This window comes from Streptomyces sp. NPDC012466, assembly GCF_042955215.1.
Classification (GTDB): domain Bacteria; phylum Actinomycetota; class Actinomycetes; order Streptomycetales; family Streptomycetaceae; genus Streptomyces.
In genome coordinates, this window is the sequence record NZ_JBIBEQ010000008.1 from 39,102 (window position 1) to 54,208 (window position 15,107).

General features: G+C 74.5%; 15 protein-coding genes. 11 read left to right on the plus strand and 4 right to left on the minus strand.

Annotated elements, in window-relative coordinates:
• Window positions 1-75 precede the first annotated feature (75 nt).
• Together ACFY9E_RS27685 and ACFY9E_RS27690 are read left to right on the plus strand one after the other, a co-directional pair.
• Window positions 76-1,413, plus strand: a complete 1,338-nt coding sequence (locus ACFY9E_RS27685) for a hypothetical protein (protein ID WP_390988469.1) — start codon at window positions 76-78, stop codon at window positions 1,411-1,413.
• 147 nt (window positions 1,414-1,560) lie between these two features.
• Complete coding sequence (locus ACFY9E_RS27690; RefSeq protein ID WP_390988471.1) at window positions 1,561-3,219, plus strand: catalase; 1,659 nt, start codon at window positions 1,561-1,563, stop codon at window positions 3,217-3,219.
• A gap of 4 nt (window positions 3,220-3,223) precedes the next feature.
• Here the strand turns inward: ACFY9E_RS27690 and ACFY9E_RS27695 are convergent, their stop codons facing one another.
• Both ACFY9E_RS27695 and ACFY9E_RS27700 read right to left on the minus strand, forming a co-directional pair.
• Window positions 3,224-4,078 (minus strand): fructosamine kinase family protein, encoded by an 855-nt coding sequence (locus ACFY9E_RS27695; RefSeq protein WP_390988473.1) that lies wholly within the window; start codon window positions 4,076-4,078, stop codon window positions 3,224-3,226.
• Between the two features lie 53 nt (window positions 4,079-4,131).
• Window positions 4,132-4,587 carry a hypothetical protein gene (locus ACFY9E_RS27700; RefSeq protein ID WP_390988475.1) on the minus strand — a complete coding sequence of 152 codons (456 nt, stop codon included), beginning with the start codon at window positions 4,585-4,587 and terminating at the stop codon, window positions 4,132-4,134.
• 212 nt (window positions 4,588-4,799) lie between these two features.
• Between ACFY9E_RS27700 and ACFY9E_RS27705 the strand changes: the two genes are divergently transcribed.
• A complete protein-coding gene (locus ACFY9E_RS27705; protein ID WP_390988477.1) occupies window positions 4,800-5,123 on the plus strand; it encodes a hypothetical protein in 324 nt (107 codons plus the stop codon).
• Window positions 5,124-5,136: 13 nt separating this feature from the next.
• Here ACFY9E_RS27705 and ACFY9E_RS27710 read toward each other — a convergent pair whose 3' ends face one another.
• Both ACFY9E_RS27710 and ACFY9E_RS27715 read right to left on the minus strand, forming a co-directional pair.
• Window positions 5,137-5,670, minus strand: a complete 534-nt coding sequence (locus ACFY9E_RS27710; protein WP_390988479.1) for a hypothetical protein — start codon at window positions 5,668-5,670, stop codon at window positions 5,137-5,139.
• Window positions 5,667-6,299, minus strand: coding sequence for a hypothetical protein (locus ACFY9E_RS27715; RefSeq protein WP_390988481.1), 633 nt, complete (start codon window positions 6,297-6,299; stop codon window positions 5,667-5,669). The genes ACFY9E_RS27710 and ACFY9E_RS27715 overlap by 4 nt, the downstream gene beginning before the upstream one ends.
• Before the next feature lie 286 nt (window positions 6,300-6,585).
• Here ACFY9E_RS27715 and ACFY9E_RS27720 point away from each other — a divergent pair, with 286 nt between their 5' ends.
• From ACFY9E_RS27720 to ACFY9E_RS27755, 8 genes are all read left to right on the plus strand, one after another.
• The gene (locus ACFY9E_RS27720; RefSeq protein WP_390988482.1) at window positions 6,586-7,113 is read left to right on the plus strand and encodes a hypothetical protein; all 528 of its coding nucleotides are present in this window, start codon (window positions 6,586-6,588) and stop codon (window positions 7,111-7,113) included.
• A 212-nt stretch (window positions 7,114-7,325) separates the two neighbouring features.
• A complete protein-coding gene (locus ACFY9E_RS27725) occupies window positions 7,326-8,291 on the plus strand; it encodes an NAD-dependent epimerase/dehydratase family protein (RefSeq protein ID WP_390988484.1) in 966 nt (321 codons plus the stop codon).
• 61 nt (window positions 8,292-8,352) lie between these two features.
• Entirely contained in the window at window positions 8,353-10,029 is a 1,677-nt protein-coding gene (locus ACFY9E_RS27730; RefSeq protein WP_390988486.1) for a carbamoyltransferase C-terminal domain-containing protein, read from the plus strand.
• Window positions 10,026-11,099, plus strand: coding sequence for a glycosyltransferase (locus ACFY9E_RS27735; protein ID WP_390988488.1), 1,074 nt, complete (start codon window positions 10,026-10,028; stop codon window positions 11,097-11,099). Before ACFY9E_RS27730 ends, ACFY9E_RS27735 begins: the two co-directional genes overlap by 4 nt.
• Window positions 11,096-11,704, plus strand: a complete 609-nt coding sequence (locus tag ACFY9E_RS27740) for an HAD-IIIA family hydrolase (protein WP_390988490.1) — start codon at window positions 11,096-11,098, stop codon at window positions 11,702-11,704. Before ACFY9E_RS27735 ends, ACFY9E_RS27740 begins: the two co-directional genes overlap by 4 nt.
• On the plus strand, window positions 11,701-12,774 hold the full coding sequence (locus ACFY9E_RS27745) for a glycosyltransferase family 9 protein (protein WP_390988492.1): 1,074 nt from the start codon (window positions 11,701-11,703) through the stop codon (window positions 12,772-12,774). The genes ACFY9E_RS27740 and ACFY9E_RS27745 overlap by 4 nt, the downstream gene beginning before the upstream one ends.
• The gene (locus ACFY9E_RS27750) at window positions 12,771-13,736 is read left to right on the plus strand and encodes a glycosyltransferase (protein ID WP_390988494.1); all 966 of its coding nucleotides are present in this window, start codon (window positions 12,771-12,773) and stop codon (window positions 13,734-13,736) included. The genes ACFY9E_RS27745 and ACFY9E_RS27750 overlap by 4 nt, the downstream gene beginning before the upstream one ends.
• Entirely contained in the window at window positions 13,733-15,010 is a 1,278-nt protein-coding gene (locus ACFY9E_RS27755) for a glycosyltransferase (protein WP_390988495.1), read from the plus strand. Before ACFY9E_RS27750 ends, ACFY9E_RS27755 begins: the two co-directional genes overlap by 4 nt.
• Window positions 15,011-15,107: the final 97 nt, after the last annotated feature.

Below are 15,107 nucleotides of genomic sequence, written 5' to 3' on the forward strand. Positions count from 1 at the left end.
GCCGCCGATTGTCAGTGGCGGATGCCACGATGCGGACAGCTCACCCTTCCATCCCCACGCGAGGAGGACGTGATCGTGCGCAGGCCGGTCGAGGGAGAGGTCCATGTGCACTACGGGCAGATCTACGTCGAGAGCGACCCGGACAGCTTCGGGCCGGGTCTCGCCGAGGCGTTCGCCGGGCAGAGCGCGGGGCTGTGCGGCGCGGCGACACCGGGCGCCCTGTGGCTGAACACCGGCCTGCACACCGGCGACGTCGGCTTCACCGTCGAGGTGCACGACACTGCCCCACCGTTGGATCCGCTCTGGGAGGACGTGGTGGAGGTGTCCTTCCGCCCGGCCTCGGCGGACAGCGCGCTCGTGCAGTGGGCGGGGGAGGACTCCTGGCCGCTCGGTCTGGAGGAGACCGACTACCGGGTGCGCTACTGCGCCTCGGGCATGGACCGAGCGAGCGAGAAGGACACCCGGCTCGACGGCGAACCCCCACTGGACCGCTACCTGCTGCAGTTCTGGCCGGCCCCGCCGGAGCGCGACCGGGTGCTGAGGCGGACCTCGCGCAGCGCCGCCTTCTGGCACGACTACGCCCGGAAGCTGCCGCCCCCGCCGACCCCGGCCGAACGCGCCGAGGCCGAACGCCGGGCCCGTCTCGCCGAGGAGACGGCCGAGCGGGAACGCCTCCTCGCCTTCGAACGCCACCGGTGGGGTGGCCGGTCGCCGAGCGCGACACTGCGCGAGCTGCGAGGGAACGTCAGCGGCCTGCTCGAGTTCGACCCCGCCCTCCTGCACGACCTCGACGCCGCGGGACCCGCCATTCAGCGTGCGGTGGCCCGGTGCGCGGCCCACCGGGCCTGTGAGGCCGCGGGTCTCACCGCCCTCGGCTGGGTCGCCGACGCGCTCACCGCCCTGGACGAAGACCGCCCGCTGCCCCCGCCCTTCGACGACGACGCCGGCATGTGGCATGCCCTCAGCTCCGATCCGGACTTCCCGGACCGGACCGTCGGCCGCGCCGTCCCGCCGGAGCGGCCGCCCTTCCAGCCCTCGCCCTCGTCCGCGGGCGCCGTCGCCCTGTCGCCCGAGGAAGCGGCCACGTGGGTGGCCGGTCCCGCGAGGGCCGCCGCACGGCGGATGAGTTCGTCGCCGGACGCGGACCCCGCCGGCGACCGGCCGTCGAGTCCGCCTCCGGACTCGGGGCCCGGCGAGCGCGGCATGTTCGTCATCGTCGGCCCACCGGATCCGTCCGTGCGCCTCTCGCAGCCCCACATGGCCCTCCCCGCCGTGTCCGGAGCCGCCGAACCCGACCCGCTCCGGGCGGCCGTGGACGCGGTGTACGCGGCCGTCGTCACGTACGGCGAGGACTGGCCCGCCCTCCTCTCGGAGATCCGGTCCCTCTGCACGGGCCCGTGTGACGGAGCGTAGTGACGGCGCCGTCCCGGATGAGGTCCCCGGCGCGTGAGTGACCCCGCCCCGCCGGGTACTCGGCCCGTCCCGCCAGGACCGGCCGGGCGGCCGTTCACGGTGCCGACCCGGCCGGCCGCCGGCCACGAGCCGAAGGAGCCCCCACACATGACGGACGTATCCGGAACCGGCCCCGCCCCGGGCGACGACCGCAAGGTACTCACCAACCGCCAGGGCCATCCGGTCTACGACAACCAGAACCAGCGCACGATCGGCGCCCGCGGCCCGGCCACGCTGGAGAACTACCAGTTCCTGGAGAAGATCAGCCACTTCGACCGGGAACGCATCCCGGAGCGCGTCGTGCACGCCCGTGGCGTCACCGCCTACGGCCACTTCGAGGCCTACGGCACCTGGGGTGACGAGCCGATCAGCCGCTACACCCGGGCCAAGCTGTTCCAGGAGCGCGGCAAACGCACGGATGTCGCCGTCCGCTTCTCCACCGTGATCGGCGGCCGCGACTCCTCCGAGGCCGCCCGCGACCCGCGTGGTTTCGCCGTCAAGTTCTACACCGAGGACGGCAACTGGGACCTGGTCGGCAACAACCTGGGTGTCTTCTTCATCCGGGACGCCATCAAGTTCCCGGACGTCATCCACGCCCTCAAGCCGGACCCGGTGACCTTCGAGCAGCAGCCGGGCCGCATCTTCGACTTCATGTCGCAGACGCCCGAGGCCATGCACATGCTGGTCAACCTGTTCAGCCCGCGGGGCATCCCCGCCGACTACCGCCACATGCAGGGCTTCGGCGTCAACACCTACAAGTGGGTCAACGCCGAGGGCGAGACCAAGCTGGTCAAGTACCACTGGATGCCCAAGCAGGGCGTGCGCAGCATGACCGAGGAGGACGCGGCCAACGTCCAGGCCGAGACCCTCGGCCACGCCACCAAGGACCTGTACGAGGCCGTCGCCCGCGGCGACCACCCGGAATGGGAACTGCTCGTCCAGATGATGGACGACCACGACCACCCGGAGCTCGACTTCGACCCGCTGGACGACACCAAGACCTGGCCCGAGCAGGACTTCCCGCCGAAGCCGGTGGGCCGGATGGTGCTCGACCGGATGCCGGAGAACTTCTTCGCCGAGAACGAGCAGATCTCCTTCGGCACCGGCGTCCTCGTCGACGGCCTGGACTTCTCCGACGACAAGATGCTCGTCGGCCGGACCTTCTCCTACAGCGACACCCAGCGCTACCGGGTCGGCCCGAACTACCTGCAACTCCCCGTCAACCAGGCCAAGAACGCGGATGTGCACACCAACCAGCGCGACGGCCAGATGGCTTACCACGTGGACGGCGGAGGAGAGAATCCGCAGGTCAACTATGAGCCGTCCATCACCGGGGGCCTGCGTGAGGCACGCTACCCGACCCACGACGAACAGGGTCCCGAGATCCACGGCCGGGTGACCCGCAAGCGCATCCCGCGCACCAACGACTACCTCCAGGCCGGTCAGCGCTATCTGCTGCTGGAGGACTGGGAGCGCGACGACCTGGTGAAGAACTTCATCGGTCAACTGTCCCAGTGCGACCGGGCGATCCAGGAGCGCATGGTCTGGCACTTCCTGCTGGTCGAGAACGACCTCGGTCTACGGGTCGGCGAGGGACTGGGCATCGGCCCGGAGGACGTGGCCGGTCTGGAGCCGCTGGCGAGCCAGGACCTCACGGACGACGACCGCGAACGCCTGGCCAACCTCGGCAAGAACAAGCCGCGTGACGTCGAGGGCCTCACGATGACCCACTGCGTCCCCGACGAACGGCATGTCGTGACCCGTTGACCGGTCACCCCGACAGGGCCGTACGGGCCACCGCGAGCGCCTGTTCCGCGTAGCCCCGGCCGAACAGCACGGCGTGCACCAGCAGAGGGAACAGCTGGTGCACGCCGACCCGCCCGCCCCAGCCGTCGGCGAGCGGCGCGACCTCCTGGTAGCCGTCCAGGACCTGCTCCAGGTGAGGGCAGCCGAACAGCCGCAGCATCGCCAGGTCCGTCTCCCGGTGCCCGCCGTGCGCGGCCGGGTCGATCAGCCGGACCTGCCCGTCGGCCGCCCACAGCACGTTGCCGCTCCACAGGTCGCCGTGCAGCCGTGCGGGAGGCTCGGCCGGTCCCGCCAGATCCGGCAGCCGCTCGCACAGCCGCTCCACGACGGCCGCCTCGCCGGCCCGGACGGTGCCCTGATCGACCGCCTGCCGCAGATACGGCAGCACACGCTGCTCGGCGTACCAGCACGGCCAGTCGGCAGTGGGCTCGTTGCGCATCCGCGCGAGCCCGATGTACGCGTCCGCCGGCCCGTCCGGCGGCGGCGCCCCGAACGCCGGGGCCGCGGCGGCGTGCAGCGCCGCCAGGTCCCGGCCGAACCGCACGGCCGCCCGCCGGCTCGGCGGCCCTTCCGTCACCCGGTCGATGACCAGCCAGCCCTCTTCATGCCCGTGCACCACCGGTACCCGCACACTCCCGGCGGCGGCCAGCCACCGCAGCCCCGCCGCCTCGGCCCGTGCCGCCCCCGGCGCGTCGGACCGTTTGACGACCACGACCCGCCCGTCGTCCAGGGTGGCCTCGGCGAGAGCTCCCGACAGGGGCCGTTCGCCCCTGACCGCCCTGCCGGTGAGCCGGGCCACGACATCCGCCCGTGCGGTCATCCGTACTCCTTCTCGGCGCCGGTCGAACGGCACCCAGCGTACGACCGCGCCGGTCAGCCTTCCGACCCGCAGTCGACGTCGAGCAGCTGGATCGGCCGCGTGGCGTCGAGGTCGACGTACGCGGTGAAGTCGGCCTTGTCGGACCCGCCGTTCCAGTAGGTGCTCACGGTCGCCCAGCCGACCCGCGCGGACTGGGCCGTGGTGACCGGGCCGATGTCGATGGAGGACGGGATGTTCTGCGCGCAGAGCAGGACGTCGAACTCCGGGTTGCCGGCGACCTTCTCCTTGAGGTGCGGCGAGATGCCGTACGTGCGGGCGAAGTCGCCGGGGCCCTGCTCCCCGTAGAAGTCCTCCAGGAAGGTGTGGATCTCCTGCGCGGTGTAGCGGTCGTCGCCGTCTAGGGCCGACGCGGCGGCGGCCGGAACCGCGGCCGCGGCGATGCCGAGGGCGGCGACACAGCCGACGGCGAAGACACTCCAGCGGTTCGGGCGGGACGCGTTGCGGAACATTCTGATACCCCCGTGTGGTCACTTCTGCGTGCTCCCCGGGGCGTTGCCCGGTGAGCCGATCGCAGGAACAGACCTCTCGACCCCGGCGGCCGTTGCCCCACGACCGAGGCGTGTTTCGATTCCGGGACATTCGCCACGCGCCGGTCACGCGGGACGGTGAAATCCCGCCGTCGGCCGACAGAACCGGCCACCGGCGGGGGAGCAGTCGGGTCATGACGAGTTCACCGTTCCAGCGCACCATCGCCCTGCCCGCCCCCGTGTGCGAACAGGCCGCACAGCACCTGGAGCAGGCCGCGCACCGGGCCATCGACGGCGCGGCGATCCCCCTGAAGGCCTTCCGTACGGCCGCCGACAACGACTTCATCCTGCCCGCCTCGGTCGTCGAGCAGGCGGCGGCCTGCCTGCTCGTCCTCGCCACCGAGACCGCCCAGACCGTCCGTCCGTCCGCCCTGCGCGCCACCATCAGCGTCGCGCTGCGACTGCGCGACGCCGTGCAACTGACCCATCAGCCCGCCCTCAGCAGCAGGTTCTGGTGAGCCGTCCCGTCGCTCAGGCGCCGCGGAAGGCGACCTCGACCTGCCGGTGCCGCAGTTCCTCCAGCGTGGCGTGCTGCCGCCGGGCCCGTTCGATGAGCTCGTCCAGCCGCCCGGCGTCGAGCCGCTCGTCCGTGGCGGCGAGATCACGGAGGGTCTCCCAGCCCGCCAGCTTGCCTTCCACCCCGAGCGCCAGCGCCTCCAGCTCCCACAGGGTGCTGAGCGGAGAGCGCCGTACCAGGCTTCCGTTGCTCTTCAGCCGCCCCACCTGCTCGGCCGCCCGGCCCGCGTAGACCTTGTAGCGGCGTACCGGCACGTCGAGGCGACGCATGATCTGGAACAGGCTCGTCCGGTCGTCGGCGATCTCGGCGGCGACCGGGGCCAGCGCGTCGGCGAGCGGCGAGCCGGTGCACGAGCGCAGCAGGTAGCGCACGCGCGCGGTCCCCGCGGTGGCGCCGGCGAGATGGTCGTTGAGGTAGATGCCCAGCAGGGACATGTCGGTGGCCGTGGCACGCCGAGCGTCCGGGGACTCCGCTCGCTGTTCCGTCATGACGCGACTCCTGTCGTACTCCGGTCCCGCTCCACGGCCACCCTCGTGGTGATCCGCACGAGACAGGGAGGGCGGGGCGTCGAGCCGGTCCCGAAGCGCACGGGAGGCTCGACCGGGGCGAGGGCGCCGAGGCTCTCGCCCTCGCGGGTGACGGTGGCCGAGGTGACCGGGTGCAGGTCCCGGGCGCCGTACCACTGGTGCCGTCCGGGGCGGGCACTGCCGTGGGTGCGCGCTCCCAGCAGCAGACGGGCCGGCCGGTCCCACAGCGCGATCCAGCCCGGGTGGGTGGCGAGCCGGCCCGGCACCGCGCGCAGCGCGAGACCCGGCAGGGTCCGGCGGCCGGTGCTGAAGCGCAGATCGAGCGGCGGGGCCGTGACGCTCCAGTGCCGCCGGCCGGTGATCCGCACCTCGACCGGTACGACCCGTACCTCGTCGAAGACATACGTGCCGGCGACGAAGTCCGCCGTCGCGCGCGTGGGCGCCAGCAGCAGCCGGTGCCCGTCGGCCTCCTCCACCATCACGTCGCTGAACGGGCCGAACGGCGACCGCGGCCAGTGCCCGAGCACCACACGGACGCCGGAGGCCGTGCCGATCCCCGCTATCCAGCCGTCGAAGCGCAGCGTGCGCACCGGCCGGGTACCTGTGGGCCGGGCCGGACCAGCGGATTCGGGTCCGTGAGACGACACGCGGGCCGGGTGCCCGGCCCCTCGGCGGCGAAACGGAGGACGACCGTCGCTCCGCGGGGCCGGTCCGGGGCCCTCATGCCGGGTTCCCGCGGCCCCCGCGCGGCTCCGGGGCGTCGGCGGGTGTGGCCGAGGCCACGTCCCGGACGAGGTCCCGATCACGTCCGGGTGGAGGAAGCGGCGGTTACCGTCTACGACCAGATCCCGCTCCCTTCCTTCGGACGGCCCGGCAGTGCAAGCAGATCTCTCCCCTGTCATCGCGGCGACCGCCCAGTGGCTGACCCGCGCCTTCCCCGCCTCCGGCGGCGCGCTGGCCTCCGCCCTGTGCGAGGTCCAGGCCCGGCAGGCCGTGACCGTAGCGGCCTGGCTGAGGTACCCGACGGCCATGGACGCCGCCCTGCTCGGCATGGCGGGACCCGGCGGCTCCGGGCGGCTCGACTGGGTCACCGGCGCCGACGCGGCCCTCGGCGACGACACGGACGCGCACGCCTGGCGCACCTGGGTGGACGAGGTCGTGGCCAGTTGGGCGGCCTGCCTGCTCACCGATCCGGAGCTGGCCGCCCGGGCCGTGACCGCGCTCGCCGACGGCAGCCACAGCAACGGATCACGGGCCGAGTTCCGCCGGCTGACCGCTCCCGACGACAGCGACCGGAAGGCCGCCGCCCTGCTGCGCCACCCCGACCTGCTCGCCCCCGTCGCCGATCTGCACCAGGACCAGCTCCTCGACCGCCTGAACCCGGGCCGCACGCTGATCGCCTGACACCTCCGCGCTCACCCCGCAGACCTGCGCGGACACTCGTCGGCCGCTCGTCCTCACCCTCCGTGACTCACCGGTTTGCCGTAAGCGACCGTGCCGCGCTCGCACGGTCGGCGGAGGCTGATCGTGGGCTTCGACGGCCCTCCGGTCCGCGTTCACCGGCCCGGGGCGCACCCGTCGTGCCGCGCTGCACCGCCGACGGAGGAGAGACCGACATGGCCACCGCACTCTCGCGCAACTGGGAACACGCCGTCGTCACCGGCGGCGCCGGGTTCGTCGGCTCCCATCTGTGCGCCGCCCTGCTGGAGGCGGGCGCGGCCGTCACCTGCGTGGACGACTTCAGCACCGGCCGGCCCGAGAACATATCGCCGCTGCTCGAACAGCCCGGCTTCACACTGGTGCAGGCGAACGTCACCGAGGGACTGCGGATCAAACGGCCGCCGGACCTCGTCCTGCACTTCGCCTCCCCGGCGTCCCCGGCCGACTACCTGCGCCTCCCGCTGCACACCATGGAGACCGGCAGCCTCGGCACCCGCAACGCCCTGGAGCTCGCCCACTCCTCCCGCGCCCGCTTCGTCCTCGCCTCGACCTCCGAGGTCTACGGCGACCCGCTGCAGAACCCGCAGGACGAGCGCTACTGGGGCAACGTCAACCCCGTCGGCCCGCGCAGCGTCTACGACGAGGCCAAGCGCTTCGGCGAGGCGCTGACCACCGCCCACGCCGACACCCAGGGCACCGACACCTGCATCGTGCGGCTGTTCAACACCTACGGCCCCCGGATGCGCGGCCACGACGGACGCGCGGTGCCGACCTTCGTACGGCAGGCCCTGGCCGGCGAGCCCCTCACCGTGACCGGCGACGGCCGCCAGACCCGTTCGCTGTGCTACGTCGACGACACCGTGCGCGGCATCCTCGCCGCCGCCGCCCACGGCATGCGCGGACCCGTCAACATCGGCAACCCGACCGAGATCACCATGCTCGACCTCGCACGCCTGGTCGTCGAACTCGCCGAATCCTCCTCGGAGATCCGCTACATCGAACGGCCCGTGGACGACCCGGCCGTGCGCTGCCCGGACATCACACTGGCCCGCGACAAGCTCGGCTGGGAACCGCGGGTGCGCGCCGAGGAGGGCCTGCGGCGCACGATCGGCTGGTTCCGCGAGGCCAGTACCGAGGAGTGACCCGCCCGGGCACCCAGCACCGCCGCGTCCGGCTCTCGACCGCCGAAAGGCCCGCCTCCCCATGCGCATTCTCGGAATCAACGCCCTCTTCCACGACCCCGCCGCCGCCCTGGTGATCGACGGACGGACCGTCGCAGCCGCCGAGGAGGAGCGGTTCTCCCGCCGCAAGCACGGCAAGAGACCCCTGCCGTTCTCCGCCTGGGAACTGCCCGAGCGGGCCGCCGCCTGGTGCCTGAAGCGGGCCGGGCTGCGCCCGCAGGACCTCGACGCGGTCACCTACTCCTTCGACCCGGCCCTCGCCCGCCCCGCCGAGGAGATGGGCCTGGACGACCCGTGGGACCACCTGCGGCTGACCTACGCCCGCGAGGCACCCGGCTTCCTGCGGACCGCACTGCCGGGCCTCGACCCGGCCGTCGTCCGCTTCGTGCCGCACCACATGGCCCACGCCGCCTCCAGCGCCTTCGCCGCACCGGACGCCGGGAACTCCTCCGTCCTCGTCCTCGACGGCCGGGGCGAACGCGCCTCCCACCTGGCCGCCCGCCGCGTCGGCGACCGCCTGGAGGCGCTGCACGCCCAGGACCTGCCGCACTCGCTCGGACTGATCTACGAGGAACTCACCGAACACCTCGGCTTCCTGCGCTCCTCCGACGAGTTCAAGGTGATGGCCCTCGCCTCGCACGGCAGGCCCCGCATGCTCGCCGAACTGCGCCGCCACGTGTACCCGACCGGCGACGGCGGCTTCCACGCCACCGGCGTGCCCTGGCACGAGCTGTGTCCGCCCCGCGGGCCGGACGAACCGTGGACGCAGGACCACGCCGACGTCGCCGCCGCCGCCCAGGCCGTGCTGGAGGAGACCCTGCTCGACCTGGTGCGCTGGCTGCACGGCCGGACCCACGACCGGGTGCTCACCCTCGCCGGCGGCGTCGCCCTCAACTGCGTCGCCAACTCCCGTATCGCCCGCGAGGGCCCCTTCTCCCGGGTCTGGGTGCAGCCCGCGGCGGGAGACGCCGGAACCGCCCTGGGCGGCGCCCTGCTGCTGTCCGCCGCGGAGGGCGACGAGCCGGAGGCCATGGCCGGTGCCGACCTCGGCCGGGAGTGGTCCGACGCCGAACTCGCGGCCTGGCTGAAGACCGCGGCCGTACCCTTCGAACGGCCCCCGGACATCGCCGCCACCGTCGCCCGCGCCCTGGCGGACAACGACATCGTCGCCTGGTTCCAGGGCCGCTCCGAGTACGGTCCCCGAGCCCTCGGCCACCGCTCCCTGCTGGCCCACCCCGGGCACGCGGGCAACCTGGAACGGCTCAACGACGTCAAGGGCCGCGAGCAGTTCCGGCCCGTCGCCCCGATGGTCCTCGCCGACCGCGCGGCCGACCTCTTCGACGGCCCGCTGCCCAGCCCGTACATGCTGTTCGTGCACGACGTGGCACACGCCTGGCGGGAGCGCATCCCCGCCGTCGTGCACGTGGACGGCACCGCCCGCATCCAGACCGTCGACCCGGCCCGCGAACCGCTCGTGGCCCGGATGCTCGGCGAGTTCGAGCGGCTCACCGGGGTGCCCGTGGTGGTCAACACCAGCCTCAACACCGCCGGGCGGCCCATGGTCGACGACCCGCGCGACGCCCTCGAGTGCTTCGGTTCCTCGCCCGTCGACCTGCTGGCCATCGGCCCGTACGCGATCCGGCGCAGCGACCTCTTCCGTACCGACTCCCGCAACGACGACGCCGGAGACCCCCGATGACCGCACTCGACGCCCCGGCGGGCGACGCGGAGTACGCCGTCGTGATCCCCACCCTCGGCCGGCCCAGCCTGGGCGCCTGCCTGCACGCCCTCGCCGAGGCGACCGGGCCGGGCCCCCTCCGCGTGGTCCTCGTCGACGACCGGTCCGACGCGGCCGGGGTGCCGCTGACCGCCGACGTCCCGCCCTCCCTGCGCACGCGCACCATCGTCGTGCCCGGCGGGGCGCGCGGGCCCGCCGCCGCACGCAACCTGGGCTGGCGGGCGGCCGGTGACGTGCCCTGGATCGTCTTCCTCGACGACGACGTCGTCCCCGGGCCCACCTGGGGCGACGACCTGACCCTGGACCTGACCGCGGCGACCGAGCGGACCGCCGGGATCACCGCCCGCATCGAGGTGCCCCTGCCCCCCGGCCGGCGCCCCACGGACTGGGAGCGCAACACGGCCGGACTCGCCGGCGCCCGCTGGATCACCGCCGACATGGCGTACCGCAGGGCCGCGCTGACGGCCGTGGGCGGGTTCGACGAACGGTTCCGGCGGGCCTTCCGGGAGGACGCCGACCTGGCCCTGCGCATACTCGACGCGGGATGGACGCTCACCGGAGGCCGGCGCACCACCATCCACCCCGTCCGGCCCGCCGGGCGCTGGGTCTCCGTCCGGCTCCAGGCGGGCAACGCCGACGACGTGCTGATGACCCGGCTGCACGGCCGTCACTGGTGGCGCCGGGCGGAAGCACCCCGCGGGCGTCTGCCCCTGCACCTGGCGGTGACCGGGGCGGGGGTGGCGGCGCTGGGCTGCGCCCTGCTCGGCCGGCCCCGGGCCGCCGCGGCCTGCGCCGCCACCTGGCTGGCCGGCACCACCGAGTTCGCCCTCGCCCGGATCCTGCCCGGACCGCGCACCCGCGACGAGATCCTCACCATGACGGTGACCAGCGCCCTCGTCCCGCCCGCCGCGACCTGGCACTGGCTGCGCGGGCGGCTCGCGCACCGCAAGGCCCGGCCGCTCGCCGCGTCCGGCAACGCCGAGCCGGCGACCGCGCCCCGCCCGGCGGTCCGGGAACGGCTGCGGTCATGACGCCACCCCTCGGCCCCTGGCTGCTCCCCGGGGATGTGCGGCAGCACCCGCACGACCCGGACAGCCCCTTGCCCGCGGCCGTCCTCTTCGACCGCGACGGCACGCTCGTCGCCGACGTGCCCTACAACGGCGACCCCTCGCGCGTCGTGCTCATGCCGGGCGCCCGCGAGGCCGTGGACACCGTGCGCGCCGCCGGGGTGCCCGTCGGTGTCGTGACCAACCAGTCGGGCGTGGCCCGGGGCCTGCTGACCCGCCGAGAGGTGGAGGACGTGCGGCTGCGCGTGGAGGAACTGCTCGGGCCGTTCGCCGTCTGGGCGGTGTGCCCGCACGGCCCGGGGGAGGGCTGCGGCTGCCGCAAGCCGGCACCCGGCCTGGTCCTGGCGGCGTGCCGCCGGCTCGCCGTCGCGCCCGGACGCACCGTGGTGATCGGCGACATCGGAGCGGACATGGCAGCCGCCCGGGCGGCCGGCGCCCGCGGGGTGCTGGTGCCCACGGACGTCACCCGGGCCGAGGAGGTCGTGGCGGCCGACACCACGGCGGCGGACCTGCCGCAGGCCGTACGTCTCGCGCTGGACTCGGCCGTACCGACGGGGGAGGCGCCATGAGCCCCCTGCCGTCCCGTGCCCGCCTTCCCCGCACCCTCGTGGTCCGCCTCGACAGCTCCGGAGACGTGCTGCTGGCCGGGCCCGCCGTCCGGGCCGTGGCCGCCGGGTCCTCCTACACCGCGCTGCTCTGCGGCCCCCAGGGCGCCGCGGCCGGGCGGATGCTGCCCGGCGTCGACGACGTGCTGACCCACGACGCCCCCTGGGTCGGGCTGGATCCGCCGCCGGTCACGCGGGCGGCCACCCGGCAGCTGATGCGCACGCTCACCGCGGGCCGCTTCGACCGGGCGCTGGTGCTGGTGTCGTACCACCAGAGCCCGCTGCCGATCGCCCTGCTGCTGAAGCTCGCCGGGATCGGCTGGACCGCGGCCGACAGCGAGGACTACCCCGGCGCGCTCCTCGACCTCAGGCACCGCCGGCTGCCGCACCGGCACGAGGTACTGGCCGCCCTGGACCTGGCCACCGCCGCGGGTTTCGCCCTGCCGCCCGGCGACGACGGCCGGCCGCGCGTCCTGCCACCTCCGGCCACCACCCACCTCACCGGCCCCGGGCCCTACGTCGTCCTCCACCCCGGCGCGGCCGTGCCCGCGCGGGCGTGGACCCCGGGGCGGGCGGCACGGGCCGTCGCGGCCCTGTCCGCGGCGGGCCACCGCGTGGTCGTCACGGGCGGGCGCGCCGAGCGCGAACTGACCGCACGGGTCGCCGGACGGCACGCCCTGGACCTCGGCGGCGCCACCGACCTGCCGCAACTGGCCGGAGTCCTGGCCGGAGCCCGGGCCCTGATCGCCGGGAACACCGGCCCGGCACACCTCGCCGCGGCTGTCGGAACACCCGTCGTCAGCCTCTTCGCGCCGGTCGTGCCGGCCGAGCGGTGGGCCCCCTACGGCGTACCGCACATCCTGCTCGGCGACCCGCGGGCGGCGTGCGCGGGGACCAGGGCACGGCACTGCCCGGTGCCCGGACACCCCTGCCTCGACGGCGTCGGCGACGACGAGGTGCTCGACGCCGTGGCGGCCTTCACGGACCACTCGGCGGACCGGGGAGAACAGACCGAACGAGGAGCGGCCGTATGAACATCCTGCTGTGGCACGTGCACGGCTCCTGGACGACCGCCTTCGTCCAGGGCCCGCACACCTACCTCGTCCCCGTCACCCCCGACCGCGGCCCGGACGGCCTCGGACGGGCCCGCACCTTCACCTGGCCCGCGTCGGTACGCGAGATCACCCCCGAGGAACTCCGCGACACGCCAGTCGACCTGGTCCTTCTCCAGCGGCCGCACGAGGCGGCACTGGCCGGACGCTGGCTCGGCGGGCGGCGCCCCGGCCGGGACGTGCCCGCGGTGTACCTGGAGCACAACGCGCCCGACGGGGACGTGCCCGACACCCGGCATCCGTGCGCCGACCGCGACGACCTGACGCTCGTGCACGTCACGCACTTCAACCGGCTCTTCTGGGACAGCGGAACCACCCGTACCGAGGTGATCGAACACGGCATCGTCGACCCGGGTCACCGCTACAGCGGCCGGCTCGCCCGTGCCGCCGTCGTGGTCAACGAACCCGCGCGGCGCGCCCGGTACACCGGAACGGACCTGCTGCCCGCCCTCGCCGAGGCCGCCCCGCTCGACGTGTTCGGCATGGGCACCGAAGGGCTGGCCGGACATCTCGGCCTGGCCCCCGGCCGCTGCCGCACCGCCGACCTCCCGCAGAGCGAGCTGCACACCGCCCTGGCCGAACGCCGCATGTACCTGCACCCGGTGCGCTGGACCTCCCTCGGCCTGTCGCTGCTGGAGGCCATGCACCTGGGCATGCCCGTCCTGGCGCTCGCCACCACCGAGGCGGTGGAGGCCGTCCCGCCCGGCGCGGGCGCCCTCTCCACCCGCCTGGACGTCCTGGCCAGCGCCGCCCGCCGCTACCTCCACGAACCCGAGGCGGCGGCCGCGGACGGAGCCCGCGCCCGCCAGGCGGCACTCGAACGCTACGGGCTCAAGCGCTTCCTGACCGACTGGGAGCGCCTGCTCACGGAGGTGTGCTCATGACGCCGTCCCTCAGCCCCTTCCCCGCCGGACCGCTCGGCGGGGACCCGCGCGATCCGGGCGTCCTCGCGATCGCGCTGGTCTCCGAGCACGCCAGTCCCCTTGCCGCCCTCGGCGGCGTCGACGCCGGCGGACAGAACGTCCATGTCGCCTGCCTCGCCGGGGCACTCGCCGACCGGGGGCACCGCGTCACCGTCTACACCCGCCGCGACGCGCCCGACCTGCCCGTCCGGGTGGAGCTGCGCGACGGTGTGGAGGTGCACCACGTGCCCGCCGGGCCGGCCGAACCGCTCCCCAAGGACGCGCTCCTGCCGCACATGGACGAGTTCGGCCGCCACCTCGTCCGCAGCTGGCGCACCCGGGCCCCCGACCTCGTGCACTCCCACTACTGGATGTCGGGCCTGGCCGCGCTGCGCGCCACCCGCGAGCACGGCCTGCCCCTGCTGCACACGTATCACGCCCTCGGCACGGTGAAGCGGCGCCACCAGCGGCTCGCCGACACCAGCCCGCCGGAGCGGATCCCGGGCGAGATCGAGGTCGGGCTGGGCTGCGACCGCGTCATCGCCACCTGCCGGGACGAAGCCCACGAACTGGCCCGCATGGGCATCCCCCCGCACCAGGTGGGCATCGTGCCGTGCGGCGTCGACCCCGACCGGTTCACACCGAAGGGCCCGGCCGCGCCGCGCGGACCGTACCCGCACCGGATCCTCCAGCTGGGCCGGCTGGTACCCCGCAAGGGCGCCGCGGTGACCATCGCCGCCCTGGCCCGGCTGCCCCGGACCGAGCTGGTCGTGGTCGGCGGGCCGCCCGCCGACCGGCTCGACGGCGACCCGGAGGTGCGACGGCTGCGCGGCATCGCCCGGGACGCCGGTGTCGCCGACCGGGTCCGCTTCACCGGTGCCCTGCCGAGCGAGGAGGTGCCGGCGCTGCTGCGCTCCGCCGACGTGGTGGTGTGCCCCGCCGACTACGAACCCTTCGGCATCGTCCCGCTGGAGGCCATGGCCTGCGGCGTGCCCGTGGTGGCCAGCGCGGTCGGCGGGCAGCTCGACACCGTCGCCGACCCCGGCACCGGACGGCTGGTGCCGCCCCGTGATCCGGCGGCCCTGGCCCGCGCCGTCGCCGGGCTGCTCGCCGACCCGCAGGCCCGCGCGGCCTGCGGGTCGGCCGGCCGCCGCCGGGTCCTCAGCCGGTACGGATGGGGCCAGGTCGCCGCGGCCACCGAGGCCGCCTACTGCGAGGTCCTCGACACCGAAACCGCCGCGACCGGCGCCGGCTGACCGCCCCGCCCCGACGACAGCCGACAGCAGCCGACGTCCGACGTCCGAAGGAGGTGTGGGTTCGCCGCCGTCACCGACGGCGGTACGCCCGACCGAC